The sequence below is a fragment of the Aromatoleum evansii genome, from assembly GCF_012910805.1.
In the GTDB taxonomy this organism is placed as follows: Bacteria; Pseudomonadota; Gammaproteobacteria; order Burkholderiales; family Rhodocyclaceae; genus Aromatoleum; species Aromatoleum evansii.
On sequence record NZ_WTVK01000047.1, the window covers coordinates 25,981 to 42,612 of the forward strand.

General features: G+C 68.7%; 12 protein-coding genes and 1 pseudogene. 5 read left to right on the plus strand and 8 right to left on the minus strand.

Annotation, left to right across the window (positions count from 1 at the left end; all coding sequences use genetic code 11):
- Nucleotides 1–268: 268 nt before the first annotated feature.
- The 6 genes from eno to edd form a co-directional block, all read right to left on the minus strand.
- Nucleotides 269–1,549 (minus strand): phosphopyruvate hydratase, encoded by a 1,281-nt coding sequence (gene eno, locus GO615_RS20530; RefSeq protein ID WP_169131508.1) that lies wholly within the window; start codon nucleotides 1,547–1,549, stop codon nucleotides 269–271.
- A gap of 222 nt (nucleotides 1,550–1,771) precedes the next feature.
- Entirely contained in the window at nucleotides 1,772–3,409 is a 1,638-nt protein-coding gene (locus GO615_RS20535) for an NADP-dependent glyceraldehyde-3-phosphate dehydrogenase (RefSeq protein ID WP_169131510.1), read from the minus strand.
- A 64-nt stretch (nucleotides 3,410–3,473) separates the two neighbouring features.
- Nucleotides 3,474–4,988 carry a pyruvate kinase gene (gene pyk, locus GO615_RS20540; RefSeq protein WP_169131527.1) on the minus strand — a complete coding sequence of 505 codons (1,515 nt, stop codon included), beginning with the start codon at nucleotides 4,986–4,988 and terminating at the stop codon, nucleotides 3,474–3,476.
- Nucleotides 4,989–4,996: 8 nt separating this feature from the next.
- Nucleotides 4,997–6,025, minus strand: coding sequence for an aldose 1-epimerase (locus GO615_RS20545; RefSeq protein WP_246262389.1), 1,029 nt, complete (start codon nucleotides 6,023–6,025; stop codon nucleotides 4,997–4,999).
- Nucleotides 6,026–6,087: 62 nt separating this feature from the next.
- Nucleotides 6,088–6,723, minus strand: a complete 636-nt coding sequence (eda, locus tag GO615_RS20550) for a bifunctional 4-hydroxy-2-oxoglutarate aldolase/2-dehydro-3-deoxy-phosphogluconate aldolase (RefSeq protein ID WP_169131514.1) — start codon at nucleotides 6,721–6,723, stop codon at nucleotides 6,088–6,090.
- A 25-nt stretch (nucleotides 6,724–6,748) separates the two neighbouring features.
- Nucleotides 6,749–8,596 (minus strand): phosphogluconate dehydratase, encoded by a 1,848-nt coding sequence (gene edd, locus GO615_RS20555; RefSeq protein ID WP_169131516.1) that lies wholly within the window; start codon nucleotides 8,594–8,596, stop codon nucleotides 6,749–6,751.
- Nucleotides 8,597–8,963: 367 nt separating this feature from the next.
- Between edd and zwf the strand changes: the two genes are divergently transcribed.
- The 5 genes from zwf to GO615_RS20580 all read left to right on the plus strand — a co-directional run bounded on the left by zwf (nucleotide 8,964) and on the right by GO615_RS20580 (nucleotide 15,454).
- Nucleotides 8,964–10,436 carry a glucose-6-phosphate dehydrogenase gene (gene zwf, locus GO615_RS20560; RefSeq protein ID WP_169131517.1) on the plus strand — a complete coding sequence of 491 codons (1,473 nt, stop codon included), beginning with the start codon at nucleotides 8,964–8,966 and terminating at the stop codon, nucleotides 10,434–10,436.
- A gap of 2 nt (nucleotides 10,437–10,438) precedes the next feature.
- On the plus strand, nucleotides 10,439–11,176 hold the full coding sequence (gene pgl, locus GO615_RS20565; RefSeq protein ID WP_246262390.1) for a 6-phosphogluconolactonase: 738 nt from the start codon (nucleotides 10,439–10,441) through the stop codon (nucleotides 11,174–11,176).
- 75 nt (nucleotides 11,177–11,251) lie between these two features.
- Complete coding sequence (gene hexR / locus GO615_RS20570) at nucleotides 11,252–12,169, plus strand: transcriptional regulator HexR (RefSeq protein ID WP_211167259.1); 918 nt, start codon at nucleotides 11,252–11,254, stop codon at nucleotides 12,167–12,169.
- A 2-nt stretch (nucleotides 12,170–12,171) separates the two neighbouring features.
- Nucleotides 12,172–13,809: a glucose-6-phosphate isomerase gene (gene pgi, locus GO615_RS20575; RefSeq protein ID WP_169131533.1), complete on the plus strand. Its 1,638-nt coding sequence runs from the start codon at nucleotides 12,172–12,174 to the stop codon at nucleotides 13,807–13,809.
- A 322-nt stretch (nucleotides 13,810–14,131) separates the two neighbouring features.
- A complete protein-coding gene (locus tag GO615_RS20580; RefSeq protein WP_169131519.1) occupies nucleotides 14,132–15,454 on the plus strand; it encodes an amidohydrolase family protein in 1,323 nt (440 codons plus the stop codon).
- Between the two features lie 30 nt (nucleotides 15,455–15,484).
- Here GO615_RS20580 and GO615_RS20585 read toward each other — a convergent pair whose 3' ends face one another.
- Together GO615_RS20585 and GO615_RS28975 are read right to left on the minus strand one after the other, a co-directional pair.
- Nucleotides 15,485–16,414 (minus strand): carbohydrate kinase family protein, encoded by a 930-nt coding sequence (locus GO615_RS20585; RefSeq protein WP_169131521.1) that lies wholly within the window; start codon nucleotides 16,412–16,414, stop codon nucleotides 15,485–15,487.
- Between the two features lie 110 nt (nucleotides 16,415–16,524).
- Nucleotides 16,525–16,632 (minus strand): annotated as a pseudogene (locus GO615_RS28975) (IS110 family transposase); the annotation flags it as partial.

Here is a 16,632-nt window from a genome sequence, read left to right on the forward strand (position 1 = left end):
AAAAGGACCGGCACCACCGCCAGGGAGTGAGCGTTGTGATGCGGTGCCGGTTGGAGAGCAATCGTTTGTTGATGGCGCGGCAGTCAAATACCGTTCGGGCAGGAGATGAGCTCGGCTTGGGGTCCGGTTCCTCCCCATTCAAGGGGGAGGTCAGGAGGGGGATGGGTTTCTGGCGGGGCTGCTTTAACCCATCCCCACCCCAACCCTCCCCTTGAAGGGGAGGGAGTGCCCGTGCGGTCTCCATCTGCTCGTGAATCTGCCATGAACCTCAAGTTCGGAACGCCTTCGAGCCGGCAAATCGCGCGTCGGCACCCAACTCGCGTTCGATCGCGAGCAGGCGGTTGTACTTCTCGACGCGGTCGGAGCGGCTCGCCGAGCCGGTCTTGATCTGGCCGCAGGCGGTGGCGACGGCGAGGTCGGCGATCGTCGTGTCGCTGGTCTCGCCCGAGCGGTGCGACGCGATCGACGCGTAGCCGGCGCGGCGCGCCATTTCCATCGCCGCCAGCGTTTCGCTCAGCGTGCCGATCTGGTTCGGCTTGATCAGGATGGCGTTGGCGATGCCTTTCTCGATGCCTTTCGCGAGGATTTCGGTGTTGGTGACGAAGAGGTCGTCGCCGACGAGCTGCACGCGGCGGCCGAGGCGGTCGGTGAGCACGCCCCAGCCGGCCCAGTCGTCCTCGGCCATGCCGTCCTCGATGCTGACGATCGGGTAGTCGCCGACGAGGTCCGCGAGGTAGCCGCAGAACTCGGCGCGGGAGAAGCGCTTGCCTTCGCCTTCGAGGTGGTAGGACTCCTCGCTATGGAATTCGGACGCGGCGCAGTCGAGCGCGAGCGCGATCTGCGAGCCGGGCTTGTAGCCGGCGCGCTCGATGGCTTCGAGGATCAGGTCCAACGCCTCGCGCGTGCCGCTGACGTTTGGCGCGAAGCCGCCTTCGTCACCGACCGAGGTCGGGTAACCCTTCTTGTCGAGGAGGCCCTTCAGCGCGTGGAACACGCCGACGCCGGCGCGCAGTGCGTCGCCGAAGCGCTCGAAACCGTGCGGCACGATCATGCATTCCTGGATGTCGAGGCTGTTGTTCGCGTGCGCGCCGCCGTTGATGACGTTCATCAGCGGCACGGGCAGCGTGAAGCCGCGTGCGGCGTCGCCGAGGTGGCGGTAGAGCGGGATTCCTTGCGCGTTCGCGGCGGCATGGGCGGTCGCGAGCGACACCGCGAGCAGCGCGTTGGCGCCGAGGCGCGACTTGTCGGGGCTGCCGTCGAGTTCGCACAGCAGCGCGTCGATCGCGCCCTGGTCGCGCGCGTCGCGGCCCTTCAGGGCGGCGGCAATGGGGCCTTCGACGTTGGCGAGGGCCTTGGTGACGCCCTTGCCGCCGAAACGGGCGGCGTCGCCGTCGCGCAGTTCGAGCGCTTCGCGCGCGCCGGTGGAGGCGCCGGAGGGCACGGCGGCGGTGCCGGCGTGGCCGGAGGTGAGGCGAACCGTGGCCTGCAGGGTCGGGTTGCCGCGGGAGTCGAGGATTTCGAGGGCTTCGATCGAAGTGATGGCGGTCATTGCGGTGTGTCTCGTAAGGGAGCAGTCAATCGCATAAGAGGCTCGGTCGGCACGGACTGCTCCCTCCCCTTGAAGGGGAGGCTTAGAAGGTTCCTTCCCCTTCAAGGGGAAGGACAGGATGGGGATGGGGCTCTTGCAGACGCTGCGGAGTCCCCCCATCCCCACCCCAACCCTCCCCTTGAAGGGGAGGGAGCGGCGGTGTGAACGCGGCGAGCGGTTCGCTTACAGGATGAAGCGCGTATTCACGAAGTTCGACTTGTTCCCCAGCACGATGCTGTCGAGGAGCTTTTTCGACGCTTCCGTCTGCTTCGCGGCGACCATGGTGCGGATCGAGAACGAGCGCAGCGCGTCATGCACCGACAGCGTGCCTTCGGCCGAGTCCTTGCGGCCGGCGAAGGGGAAGACGTCGGGGCTCCTCTGGCACTGGGCGTTGAGGTTCACGCGGCACACCTGGTTCACCAGCGGATCGACGAGGCTTGCGATCTGGTCGGGGTTGGTGCCGAAGATCGACACCTGCTGGCCGTGGTCGGACGTGATCACGTAATCGAGCGCGGTCTCGATGTCCTCGAAGGGCGCGACCGGGATCACCGGGCCGAACTGCTCCTCGCGGTAGAGCTTCATGCCTTCCTTCACCGGGAACACCACGGCCGGGTAGAACATCGTCTCGACCGAGGCCCCGCCGTTGTCGTTGAGCACCTTCGCGCCCTTCGCGACAGCATCCTCGATGCACTCGTTCATGTAGCCGACCTTGGCCATCTCCGGCAGCGGCGTGATGGTCACGCCCTTTTCCCACGGCATGCCGATCTTGAGCTTGCCGATCTCCTCGCAGAAGCGGCGCAGGAACTGGTCGGCGATGGCTTGGTGCACGAGGATCATCTTGATCGCGGTGCAGCGCTGGCCGTTGAAGGACAGCGAACCGGCGATGCATTCCTTGACCGTCAGCTCGATGTCGGCGTCCGGCAGGATGATCGCGGCGTTCTTCGCCTCCAGCCCCAGCACCGCGCGCAGGCGGTTGGTCTTCGGGTGGGCCTTCTTCAGCTGGTCGGCGACCTTGCTGGTGCCGATCAGCGCGAGCACGTTGACCTTGCCGGAACTCATGATGTGCGGCACGACCACGCTGCCCTGACCGTACACGATGTTGATCGCGCCGGCCGGGAAGGCGCTGCGGAAGGCTTCCAGCATCGGGTAGTAGAGCAGCACGCCGAAGCGCGGCGGCTTGAACAGCACGACGTTGCCCATGATCAGCGCCGGGATCAGGGTGCAGAAGGTCTCGTTCATCGGGTAGTTGTACGGGCCCATGCACAGCACGATGCCGAGCGGCGAGCGGCGGATCTGCGCGATCGTGCCGTCGACGATCTGGAAGCGCGAGTTCGCGTTGTCGAGGTTCTTCAGCTCGGCGATGGTCGCCTTGATGTAGTCGATCGTGCGGTCGAATTCCTTCTCCGAGTCGGCGAGGCTCTTGCCGATCTCCCACATGATCAGGTTCACGATCTCGCGGCGGCGCGCGACGATCTGGTTGGTGAAGTTCTCCACGCAGGCGATGCGGTCGGCGACCGACATCGTCGGCCACTGGCCACGGCCGTTGTCGTAGGCCTTGGCGGCGGCGGCGATCGCGGCGTCGGCCTCATCGGTCCCGGTGACGGGGAAGCTGCCGAGTTCGACGTGCGTGAGGCTGCCGTCGGCGGCGCGCATCGCGACCGGGGAATAGACCGGGCGCGTCTCGCCCTTCCAGATCTGCATCTCGCCGTTGAGCAGGATCGCGCGCTGGTGCAGCGGCGCGAGCACGCGGCAGTCGGCCGGAATGTCGGCCTCGGTGGGGAACAGGGAATGCAGGCGGGCCTGGATGGTGGTGGCGTTCATGGTTGTCTCTCTCGTTCTCTCTTGAATAGTTTGTTCGTGGGGCGCACTTGATGTGGGAGCGGCTTCAGCCGCGAATCGACGGCGTCGCTCCGGTGGCGGCCCCTTCGCGGCTGAAGCCGCTCCCACGTGATGGGATCTCGCCTTCGGTGTCGGCAGCCGTGATATCCCCCTCCGGCCACGCGAGGCGCAGCAGGTTGGTGCTGCCGGGGGTGCCGAAGGGCACGCCGGCGGTGACGACGACCGCTTGCCCCGGTGCGGTGAGGCCTTCGGCGCGGCAGTGTTCGAGTGCGACGTTGACGATCTCCTCGACCGCGCAGGCTTCGACCGACCGGCGCGAGCGCACGCCCCACACGACGCACAGCCGCCGCGCGACCGACTGCGACGGCGTGAGGCCCAGGATCGGCGAGCGCGGGCGCTGGTGCGCGATGCGCAGTGCGGTCGAGCCGGAGGCCGTGAAGGCGACCGTGGCCGACAGCGGCAAGGTCGCTGCGACGGCGCGGATCGCGGTGCCGATCGCGTCGGTGGTGTTGCCCTTCGGATCCGCGCCGACCGCTTCCATCAGCTGGCGCTGCAGCGGATCGGCCTCGGTGCGGGCGATGATGCGGCTCATCATCGCGAGCGCGTCGGCGGGGTACTTGCCCGAAGCGGTCTCGGCCGAGAGCATCACCGCGTCGGCGCCATCGAACACCGCGGTCGCGACGTCGGAGGCTTCGGCGCGGGTGGGGGCGGGCGCGGAGATCATCGATTCGAGCATCTGCGTCGCGACGACGACCGGCTTCCCCGCGCGGCGGCACAGTCGCACGATGCGCTTCTGCAGGCCCGGCACGTCCTCGGGCGGCAGCTCCACGCCGAGGTCGCCGCGCGCGACCATGATGCCGTCGGCGAGCGCGATGATCTGTTCGAGTTCGACCATCGCCGAAGGTTTCTCGATCTTCGCCATCAGCAAGGCCTTGTCACCGATCAGCGCGCGCGCTTCGGCGATGTCCTCGGCGCGCTGCACGAAGGACAGCGCGACCCAGTCGATGCCCAGTTCCAGGCCGAAGGCGAGGTCGCGGCGGTCCTTGGCGGTGAGCGCGGAGAGCGGCAGCGCGACGTCGGGGACGTTCACTCCCTTGCGGTCGGAGAGGCGCCCGTCGGTCTGCGCTTCCATTTCCAGCACGCCCTCGCTCTTCGCGACCACCTGCAGGCGCATCTTGCCGTCGTCGACCAGCAGCACGTGGCCGGGGCCGACAGCCGCGATGATCTCCGGGTGCGGGATGGACACGCGCTCGGCGTTGCCCGGCGTCGGGTCGAGGTCGAAGCGGATGCGGTCGCCGCGCGACAGCGTGACGCCGCCCTCGGCGAAGGTGCCCAGGCGCAGCTTCGGCCCCTGCAAGTCGATCAGCACGCCGATCGGGCGGCCGAGGCGCTCCTCGACGGCGCGGATGCGCTGGTACACGGCGCGGTGGTCGTCGTGCGTGCCGTGGCTGAAGTTCAGGCGGAAGACGTCCGCCCCCGATTCCGCAAGCGCGCGCAAGGTGTTCTCGTCGGCGCTCGCGGGGCCGACGGTTGCGATGATCTTGGTGTTCTTGCCGGGCATCTGGGGTCTCATGCGGTGGTCGCTGAAAACGGGTTGGGAGGAGTGCCTGCGGCATTGACGTCGAACTCGACGCCGCAGCTGAAACTGGAGGTCGCGCCCGGGGGCAGGCGGATGTCGCGCGCGCATTCCGGGCGGTTGAAGACGTCGGTCATGGCTTCGACCGGCTCGATCGCGATCGAACGGCGCGGGTCGCGGGCGAGCGTGTCGCCGGTGAAGACGTGCGTCAGGCCGCCGCGCTGCCAGATCGTCAGCTGCCGGCCGGTCGCGGGGTCGCGCAGGTGACTGCGGATCAGGCCGTCGGCTTCTGGGCGGGCGCCGCCGTAGCAGCCGTCGATCACCGCGTCGCCGATGCGGCGCGGCTGACGGAAGTCCGGCAGGGCTGCCTCGCCGACCGGCGCGTAGGCGGCCTCGTCGTCGAGCGGCAGGAGCTTCGCGTCGGTGACGATGCAGCGGGTCGCGGGGATCGTCAGTTCCATGCTGTCGAGCGGCGCGTCGCCCAGGCGGAAATACGGATGCCAGCCTGCGGCGTAGGGCGCTGCACGCTCGCCGATGTTCGTCGCCGTCACCGTGAGCCCGATGCTGCGTGCGGCGAAACTCACGCGCACGTTGAATTTCAGCGCGAAGGGATAGCCGGGGAAGGAATCGGCGGCGATCACTCCCGTGAACAGCACACTGACGCCGGTGGAGGTCTCCTGCACGTTCGCGACCTTGAGGTCCATCGTGCGCAGGAAACCGTGGTAGATCAGCCGGTCGGCGGCGGGAACGCCGGGCAGCAGATCGTGATCGCGTCCTTCGAAGCGGTAGCGGCCGCCTGCGATGCGGTTGGGGAAGGGGGCAAGGATGCCGTTGCGCACGCCGTTCTGGCTGGCGAGCTCTTCGGCGGAAAGGTAGCCGTCGGTCAGCGCCACCAGTTCGCTGCCGTCGCGCACGCGCCAGTCGAGCAGCGTTGCGCCGCGGTGCGCGAACACCGCAAAGGCACCGCTGCGCTCGTCATGCAGTTCGATCGCTTCCATGCCGGAGCGCAGCACCTTGCGCATATGGAAGGTGTTCCTGTTCCGGCTCGCGACAGAGGGGGCGACGGGCGCGGACGCGACGATCATCACGCGGCCTCGCTCGGGCGCAGTGCCGCGGCGGCGCGGGCGAGTTCGGTGATCGCGGCCCAGTCGCCGGCGCGCACGCGGTCGACCGGAGTGAGCCAGGAGCCGCCGACGCAGGCGACGTTGGGCAGCGCGAGGAAGTTCGGCGCGCTCGCGAGGTCGATGCCGCCGGTCGGGCAGAAGCGAACCTGCGGGAAGGGGCCGCCGAGCGCCTTCAGCATGCCGATGCCGCCCGCCTGCGCGGCGGGGAAGAGCTTCATCGCGGTGTAGCCGGCGGCGAGCGCGTTGATCACGTCGGAGGGCGTCATCACGCCCGGCAGCAGCGGGATCGCCGATTCGCGCCCGGCGCGCAGCAGTTCGGGCGATGCGCCGGGGCTCACCGCGAACACCGCTCCGGCCTCGGCCGCGGCGGCGAGGTCGGTGGGCGTGACGACGGTGCCGACACCGACGATCGCATCGGGTACTTCGGTGCGGATCGCGCGCACGCTTTCGAGCGCGGCGGCGGTGCGCAGCGTGACTTCGAGCACGCGGATGCCGCCGGCGACCAGCGCGCGGGCGAGCGGCACCGCGTCGGCGACCTTGTCGAGCACGATCACCGGCATCACGGGGCTGGCGGCGAGGAGGGTATGGATGTCCATGGATCAGTTCTCCGGAATTCGGGGGTCAGGCGAGCGGCAGCGGGCCGGGCAGGGTGGAGCCGAAAGTGCTGGCCCCCTGTTCGGCGCCGCAGGCGTTGGCGCGCGCGTTGAAGAAGAGTTCGCGGCCGACGCCATGCTGGTTCGCGTCGAGGTTCGCCGTCGCGAGCTCGCGTGCGGCCCACTCGGCGGCATCGACCAGCGCTTCGAGCGTGCCGGCCTCGGCGTCGAGGCGGATCAGGTCGCCGCTGCGCACCTTGGCGAGCGGTCCGCCGGAGAGGCATTCCGGGGTCACGTGGATCGCCGCCGGCACCTTGCCGGAGGCGCCCGACATGCGGCCGTCGGTGACGAGCGCGACGCGGTAGCCCTGGTCCTGCAGCACCGCGAGCGCGGGCGTGAGCTTGTGCAGTTCCGGCATGCCGTTGGCGCGCGGGCCCTGGAAGCGCACCACGGCGATGAAGTCGCGCGTCAGTTCGCCGCGCTTGAAGGCCGCCATCACGTCGTCCTGGCTGTCGAACACGATCGCGGGCGCCTCGACGATGCGGTGCTCGGGTTTGACGGCGGAGACCTTGATCACCGACCGTCCCAGGTTGCCCTGCAGCAGCTTCAGGCCGCCGTCGGCGCTGAACGGGTCGGCGGCCGGGCGCAGCACGGCGGTGTCGAGGCTTTCGGCGACCGTGGCACGCCACGCGACCGTCTCGCCGTCGAGCCAGGGCTCCTCCGCGTAGCGCGCGAGGCCTTCGCCCATCACCGTCGTCACGTCGCCGTGCAGGAATCCCGCGCCGAGCAGTTCGCGGATCAGGAAACCCATGCCGCCCGCGGCGTGGAAGTGGTTCACGTCGGCGCTGCCGTTCGGGTAGATGCGGGTGAGCAGCGGCACGGCGGCGGAGAGTTCGTCGAAGTCGTTCCAGTCGATGTGGATGCCCGCCGCGGCGGCGATCGCGACGAGGTGGATCGTGTGGTTGGTCGAACCGCCGGTCGCGAGCAGGCCCACGATGGCGTTGGCGATCGCGCGCTCGTCGACGACCTTCGCGATCGGGATGTACTCGTTGCCGAGGCGCGTGATGCGCGCGAGGCGCTGGGCGGCGGCGCGGGTCAGCCCGTCGCGCAGGGTGTTGCCGGGATTCACGAAGGCTGCGCCCGGCAGGTGCAGGCCCATCACTTCCATCAGCATCTGGTTGCTGTTGGCGGTGCCGTAGAAGGTGCAGGTGCCGGGGCCGTGGTAGGCGGCCATCTCGGAGGCGAGCAATTCCTCGCGCGTCGCCAGTCCCTGCGCGAACTGCTGGCGCACGCGCGCCTTGTCGTCGTTGCCGATGCCGGTCGTCATCGGGCCGGCCGGCACGAAGATCGTCGGCAGGTGGCCGAACTGCAGCGCGCCGATCAGCAGGCCCGGCACGATCTTGTCGCACACGCCCAGGCACAGCGTGCCGTCGAAGACGTTGTGTGACAGCGCCACGGCCGTCGACATCGCGATCACGTCGCGCGAGAAGAGGGAGAGTTCCATGCCCGCCTCGCCCTGCGTGACGCCGTCGCACATCGCCGGCACGCCGCCGGCGAACTGGGCGACCGCACCGGCACCGCGGGCCGCTTCCTTGATCAGCGCGGGCATGCGCTCGAAGGGCTGGTGCGCCGAGAGCATGTCGTTATAGGCGGACACGATCCCGAGGTTGGGCAGGCGCGCCTGGCGCAGCACCAGCTTGTCGTTCGGCTCGAAGGCCGCGTAGGCGTGCGCCTGGTTGGCGCAGGAAACATGGGTGCGCGCGGTGCCGGCGGCGCGTGCGGCGGCGTCGACGCGCGTCAGGTAGGCGGCGCGCGAGGCGGCGCTGCGGGCGCGGATGCGGTCGGTGACGCGGGCGAGGATGGGGTTGAGGGACATGCTGTCTCCTTTGTGTCGTGGCGTCGCCTTCTTGTCTCTCAGCGAGGGTTCTGGCGACTTGCTTTGACACAAGTGTAGATTTGCTACATGTAGAAATGCAAGCCCATTTTTGTGGAAAAAGTGAAAACTTGTAGTCCGGCTGATCGATTTCGCCAGAAATCAGAAGCGCTTTGAACTGAGTTTTAATGGGCAAATGCCTTGAAGGGTGCGGAGCTGCGCCCCGTACGGGAGCGAAGTCGGGTTGAGATATTTTGTGTTGACTTGCTACATTTTTCCGACTTTAATGGTCTGTAGATTTACTACCGACGCGTTCCCGCAGTCCCGGAAAGGCGACGGCCCCACAAGAACACATGGACGAGGCAAAAAATTGATCCCTCTTGAAGCGTTCGACCTGATCCTGTTCGGAGGCAGCGGCGATCTCGCGATGCGCAAGCTGCTCCCGGCGCTGTATTACCGTCACCGCGATAGCGTCGCCGGCGGCGACACCGCGCGCTGGCGCATCGTCGGCGTCGGGCGCGAGGAGCTCTCGCGCGAGGCATATGTCGCGAAGGTGGAAGCCGCGGCGCGCAAGTTCGTCGCCGCGCGCGATTTCGACGACAGCGCGTGGGCGGCCTTCGCAGCCACGCTCGATTACGTGCGAGTCGATGCCCGCGAGGCGGGCGACTTCGAGCGCCTGGGCGCCACGCTCGCCGAGAATCCCGCGCGCGTGCGCGTGTTCTATCTTGCGACCGCCCCCAGCCTGTTCGCGTCGATCTGCGAAAACCTCGGCGGCGCCGGTCTCGTCACGCCCGACAGCCGCGTCGTGCTCGAAAAGCCGCTCGGCCGTGATCTCGCCTCCGCACGGCAAATCAACGAACAGGTCGGTGCGATCTTCAGGGAAGAGCAGATCTATCGGATCGACCACTATCTGGGCAAGGAGACGGTGCAGAACCTGATTGCGCTGCGCTTCGGCAATACGCTGTTCGAACCGCTGTGGAGCCGCGGCTGCGTGCGCGACGTGCAGATCACGCTGGCCGAGACCGTCGGCGTCGAAGGGCGCGGCGAGTTCTACGACAACACCGGCGCGCTGCGCGACATGGTGCAGAACCACCTCCTGCAGCTCCTGTGCATCGTCGCGATGGAACCGCCCGCGAGCATCGACCCCGACGCGATGCGCGACGAGAAGCTCAAGGTGCTGCGCGCGCTGCGCCCGATGACGCCCGAGGACGTCGCCACCCGCACCGTGCGCGGGCAGTACCGCGCCGGCGCGGTCGAGGGCCGTCCGGTGCCAGCCTACCTCGAGGAGCCGGGCATCCCCGCCGGCAGCCGCACCGAGACCTTCGTCGCGCTGAAGGCCGAGCTCAACAACTGGCGCTGGGCCGGCGTGCCCTTCTACCTGCGCACCGGCAAGCGCATGCAGGAGCGCCTCGCCGAGATCGTGGTGAACTTCCGTGACGTGCCGCACGCGCTGTTCCCCTCGCTCTCCGGCGAGCGCGCACCGAACCGCCTGGTGATCCGCCTGCAGCCCGACGAGGGCCTGGAGCTGCACCTGATGGCCAAGGTGCCCGGCGACGAGATGCGCCTGCGCCCGGTCGCGCTCAACCTCGACTTCGCCGAGACCTACCACGGCCGCCAGTGGGACGCCTACGAGCGCCTGCTGATGGACGTGATCCGCGGCAAGCTCACGCTCTTCATGCGTCGCGACGAACTCGACGCCGCGTGGCGCTGGATCGAGCCCATCCTCGAAGGCTGGGAGCAGGACACGACGCCGCCGCGCCCCTACACCGCGGGTACCTGGGGCCCGGCTGCGTCGAGCGCGCTGGTCGGGCGCGACGGTCTCGCCTGGCTGCAGGACTCCTGAGCATGGAAGTCGCAATGGAACTGGACTACGCCCTCGATCTCCCGCGCCACGTCGCGCAGGACCTTTTTCCCGACACGGCGACGATGTCCGCGGCGCTCGCCGACCGCGTCGCCGCGATGCTGCGCCACGCCATCGGCCAGCGGGGGCGCGCGAGCCTCGTCGTCTCCGGTGGCCGCAGCCCGATTCCCTTCCTGCGTGCGTTGGGGCAGCGCAAGCTCGACTGGTCGCGCGTCACCGTCACGCTCGCCGACGAGCGCTGGGTGCCGGCCGACCATCCCGACAGCAACGCCGGCCTCGTGATCGCGAACCTGCTGCAGGGGCCGGCCGCCGAGGCGCGCTTCGTGCCGCTGTATGGCGGCGAGAACTCGCCCGGCGACGGGCTGGCCGCATGCGCGGCCCGGCTCGACGAGATTCGACGCCCCTTCGATGTCGTCGTGCTGGGCATGGGGGACGACGGGCATTTCGCGTCGATCTTCCCCGGCATCCCGCGGCTGGGCGAGCTGCTGTCGGAGGGCGGTCCCGCGCTCGCGGCGACCGTTCCGCCCGCCGCGCCGCACGCGCGCATGACGCTGGGACTCTCCGCGCTGCTCGATGCACGCCGGATCCTGCTGCCGATCGCCGGCGCGGTGAAGCGCAAAGTGATCGAGGCTGCGGCCGCCGGAAACGAAAGTTTTCCGATCGCCACACTTCTGCGACAACGGCGTACCCCGATGCATGTATTCTTCTGCTCCTCCACGTGACATGCGGATGGGCTAGTCTTCCGATCCGAGGCAGCGGCACACGAAGCCGCGCAACACTGGAACCAGGCTACTGAAATGGAAAACCAACCGATCATCCAATCGCCCGGCGAAGCCCCTGCCGAGACGGGCGCCCGCCAGGCGAGTCCGCTGCTCGCCCGCATCGAGGCGTCCTTCGACGAGCTGCGCAAGTCCGAACGAGCCGTCGCTACATTCGTGCTCGACCATCCGAACGAGGTGCTCAACATCTCGATCGCCGAGGTCGCCTACCGTGTGGGCGTCAGCCAGCCGACCGTGGCGCGCTTCGTCAATGCGCTCGGCTTCACCGGCTTCAAGGAATTCAAGCTGCGCCTCGCGCAGAGCCTCGCGAGCGGCGTGCCCTACGTGCATCGCGACGTCGGCCCCGACGACTCGCTCGACGAAGTCGCGCCCAAGGTCTTCAATCGCACCATCGGCGCGTTGATGAGCGTGCGCAACCAGCTCGACGCCGGGCGCCTCGAACGCGCGGTGGAGCTCGTCACGCGCGCCGGGCGCATGGAGTTCTACGGCATCGGCAATTCCGGTATCGTCGCCTCCGATGCGCAACACAAATTCTTCCGTTTCGGCATCCCGTCGGTCGCCTACAGCGATCCGCACACCCAGGGCATGGCCGCGACCTTGCTGGAGGAGGGCGACGTCGTCGTCGCGATCTCCGCGAGCGGACGGACGCCCGAGATCATCCGCGCCTGCGAACTGGCACGCGAGGCCGGCGCCGAAGTGATCGCGATCACCGCCAGCGGCTCGCCGCTCGCCCGCACCGCGAGCGTGCTGCTCGCCGCCGACGTGCCGGAAGATCCCGACGTCTATGCCCCGATGACCTCGCGCATTGCGCATCTGGCGATCATCGACGTGCTGTCGGTGAGCGTCGCGCTCGCGAGCGGCCCCGAACTCATCAAGCGCCTCGAGCGCACCAAGCAGACCCTGCGCGACAAGCGCATCCGCGGATTCGAAGCGTGACCATGAATTCCCTGACGAACTCCCCCTCCTGGCGCGCGCTTGCCGCGCATCGCGACGAACTCGGCGAGCGGCATCTGCGCGATCTCTTCGCCGCCGACGCAGGCCGCTTCGAGCGCTTCTCGCTGCGTGCTGCGGACCTCTTCCTCGACTACTCGAAGAACCGCATCGTGCCGCGGACGCTGGAACTGCTCACCGCGCTCGCGCGCGACCGCGGCCTCGAAGCGGCGCGCGCCGCGATGTTCTCCGGCAAGCGCATCAACACCACCGAAGACCGCGCCGTGCTGCACGTCGCGCTGCGCAACCGCGGCGACGCGCCGGTCGAAGTCGACGGCCGCGACGTGATGCCTGCAGTGCGTGAGGTCCTCGCACGTATGGGCGACTTCGCCGAGCGCGTGCGCGAAGGCCGCTGGCGCGGTTTCACGCGCGAAACGATCACCGACATCGTCAACATCGGCATCGGCGGCTCCGACCTAGGCCCCGCGATGGCCTGTCAGGCGCTGGCCGCCTGCGGCCACGAACGCCTGACGATGCACTTCGTGTCCAACATCGACGGCGATCACCTCGCCGGCGTGCTCGCGAAGGTCAAGCCCGCGCGCACCCTCTTCATCATCGCCTCGAAAACCTTCACGACCATCGAGACGATGACCAACGCCGCCAGCGCGCGTGCGTGGTTCCTCGCCAACGGCGGCAGCGAGGCTGACGTCGCGAAGCACTTCGTCGCCGTGTCCACCAACGCCGAGCGCGTCGCCGCCTTCGGCATCGACACCGCCAACATGTTCGGCTTCTGGGACTGGGTCGGCGGTCGCTACTCGATGTGGTCGGCCGTGGGCCTGCCGATCGCGCTCTACGTCGGCCGCGACAACTTCGAGCAGTTGCTGGAAGGCGCGCACGCGATGGATCACCACTTCGCCGAGGCGCCGCTCGAAGCCAACATGCCGGTCGTGCTGGGCCTGCTGGGCGTGTGGTACCGCGCCTTCTTCGGCGCGGCGAGCATCTCGATCGCGCCCTATGCTCAGGCACTTGGCCGGGTGCCGGCCTACCTGCAGCAGCTCGAGATGGAAAGCAACGGCAAGTCGGTCACGCGCGACGGCAAGCCTGTCGAGACCGCGACCTGCCCGGTGATCTGGGGCGAGCCCGGCACCAACGGCCAGCACGCCTTCTTCCAGCTCCTGCACCAGGGCACGGACCTGATCCCGGTCGACTTCATCGCGCCACTGAAGGCGAGCCACGCTCTGGCCGAACACCATCGCCTGCTGCTGGCGAACTGCATCGCGCAGAGCAAGGCCCTGATGGTCGGCAAGACGGCCGACGAGGTGAGCACCGAACTTTCCGCCGGCGGCCTGTCGGGCGACGCGCTGGAAGCACAGGTGCCGCACCGCGTCTTCCCCGGCAACCGCCCGAGCAACACGCTGCTTCTGCCCGATCTCTCGCCGCGGGCGCTCGGCGCGCTGATCGCCCTCTACGAACACAAGGTGTTCGTGCAGAGCGTGATCTGGGGCGTCAACGCCTTCGACCAGTGGGGCGTGGAGCTGGGCAAACAGATCGCGACGCGCATCGCGGGCGAACTAGCCGGCGGGGCGCGCAGCGAGCACGATGCGTCGACGGAAGGGCTGATCGCGGCGGTACGCGCCGCAGGCTGAGGTTCCACAGCCTCGCGAAGCCTGGGCGCGCGCCGGGACCGATGCGCCCCGGCACACTCACGCCTGATTGGGCGGGATCATGCCGTGGCGCTTCATCTGGCGGTAGCCGGTGGCGTGGCGGCGTTCGCCCCTGCGGTGGGTCCGGTGCATAGCCGACTCGCATGCGCAGTTTCGCTTGATTGCGCTTGGAGATCGCCTATGTTGAACACACCGGGGGATTTTTGGGGAAAATCACCCAAGGTGTAGATCGGCCCGGTCGCAGTTTCCCGTTGTCGGAGGCGGGCTCGCGCGTTTCCCCATCGGGAACGCAAAGGAGGCTCAGATGCTGCGCATCTTCCTCATTCCGGCTTCAATGTTTCGGCATGGGAGTCGGATCGTGTTCCGTTCGTCGTACTTCAGGTGCATGCTGTGGCCGACGCTGGTGGCCGCCTCGGTGGCGCTCGCGGCCTGCGTCAGTAAGGCTCCCGATCCGCGACTCGCCCGGGAGGCGGGCAGAGCGGCCGACCGGGTCGCCGATTCCTACGTCCTGATTCCCGATCGCCTCTTCGATGGGCGGAACATGCGCGAGGGCCACGGCGTCGCCGTGAGCGGCGGCCGGATTGTTGCCGTCGGCCCGGTCGATGCGCTGCCCGCCGAAGGACGGGTGCCCTTGCCCGGTGCGACGCTCCTTCCCGGTTTCATCGACCTTCACGGACACCTCGCCGCCCAGGACGTGTCCTTTTCGACGGTGCTGCGGCATGGAATCACCTCCGTCCGGGATCTGGGCGGTCCGCCGAAGCCCGTCAGCGGCGGAGATGGCAGCCTCCGGCACCTGAGCGCGGGGCCGATCATTACCGCGCCCGGCGGTTACCCGATCCCCGTGTTCGGTCAGGGCAAGAGCGGGGCTGGGCATGGTCACGGTGCCGCGGCACTTGCCGTGGAGGTCGCGGATGCGGCGCAGGCGCGGCGGGTCGTCGATCACATCGTCGAAGCGGGGGCGTCGGTGATAAAGATCGCCCTGGAACCGGGCGGCTCGGCCGGAGCACCGTGGAGCATGCATGAAGCAGGCACGCTGCCGCCCTGGCCCTTGCCGAGTGCAGAGGTCGTGAAAACCGTCGTCGCACAGGCGCATGGCCGCGGCCGCATCGTCTCGGCGCATCTCAGCGGGGTGGCAGGTGCCCGACTCGCGCTCGATGCCGGCGTGGATGAATGGGCGCACATGCCGTGCGATGCGCTACCGGAAGCGTTGATCGCCCGGGCCGTCGAGGCGCGCGTGCGGATCGTCGGCACGCTGGACACCCTGTCGCACTGCGGCGGCGCCTTCGCCAACGCGCAGCGCTTCGTCGAGAAGGGTGGAACGCTGCTCTATGGCACGGACATGGCGCATACGGAGCTGCCGTGGGGAATCGATTCCCGCGAGCTCGAACTGATGATGCACGTCGGCCACGGACAACTGTCGGCCGAGAAGGTCCTCTCCGCCGCCACGGCCCTGGCCGGCGAACAGGCCGGGCTCGCGCCACTGGGCCAGCTGGCGCCGGGCGCCCCGGCCGACATGATCGCGGTCCGGGGCAACCCGCTGCACCGGCTCAAAGTGCTCGAATACCCCGGGCTCGTGATCTCGGGCGGGAAGTTCGTCGTGCGGGACCTGATCGAGCAGGAGCGTTGATCCGTCGCCGTGGCGGGTGTGCGCGATGGCCTATGCGCCGAGTTCCCCCCGCCGCGGCATGTCCGCGCCGCGGCGCGAGCAGGTGATCGCGGCGGCGCGGGCGGCGAAGGCGAGGATGCGGGCGAGCTCGTCAGCGTCCATTGCCGAGAGCGCGTCCGGGCTCAGGCGGCCGGCTTCGGCGAGGTAGGCCAGCATCGACGACTGGAAAGTGTCGCCGGCGCCCACCGTGTCGACGGTCGTCACGCGCGGGGCGGGCACATCGGTGCGCCCGTTCGAGTTCCAGGCGCTCGCGCCGTCCGCGCCGCGCGTGACGACGACGAGCCTCGCGCCGGCTGCGAGCCAGCGCCGCGCGAGCGCCGCCTCGTCCGTCTCGCCGTAGAGCAGACGCACGTCCTCGTCGCTGATCTTCACCAGATGCGCGAGGCCCGCCAGGGTGTCGGCGCGCTCGCGCCAGCGGTCGATCGAGGGTTCGACGTTGAGGCGCACGTTGGGGTCGTAGGCGATCAGGCGTCGGTCGCGCTCGCGGCGCACCAGCGTTTCGAGTGCGCTGGCGACCGGTTCGACCACTGTGGCGTACGAGCCGAGATGGATGGCCTGCAGTTCGGGACCGAACTCGGGAAGCTGGGCCGCCGAGAGCAGGCGGTCGGCCGCGCCGTTGCCGTAGAACGCATAGCGCGGCACGCCCGCCGCGTCGAGCTCGATCATGCCGAGTGTGGTCGGCGCGTCGAAACGCGGGCAGGGGCGGGTGTCCACTCCTTCGCGCGCCAGTACCCGCGCGAGGCGGTCGCCGAGCATGTCCTTCGCGAGTCCGCAGAGGAAGGCCACCGGCTGGCCGAGCCGCGCCAGCCCGATGGCGACATTGAAGGGTGAGCCGCCGGGGCGCGCGTCGAGATGCAGGGCATTGTCGGTCTCGCTACCGATGAAGACATCGAACAGGGCTTCGCCACATACCAGGAACATGATCGGGAACCGTTTCGTTGGGGTTGGGGGCACCGCAGCAAAGTGATGGGCACCGCATGAGCTGTGGAGCGTGTCGTGATGGATCGGTTTCGTAGATACTGTTATCCGGGTCAAGCGCCATGTATAGCGGGATCGAAAGCCTTTCCCGATTTGAGCACGCCGAAGGCGACATGAACGAGCTTTCGCATCATGGCACCGATGATGAGCATGGGCGGTTT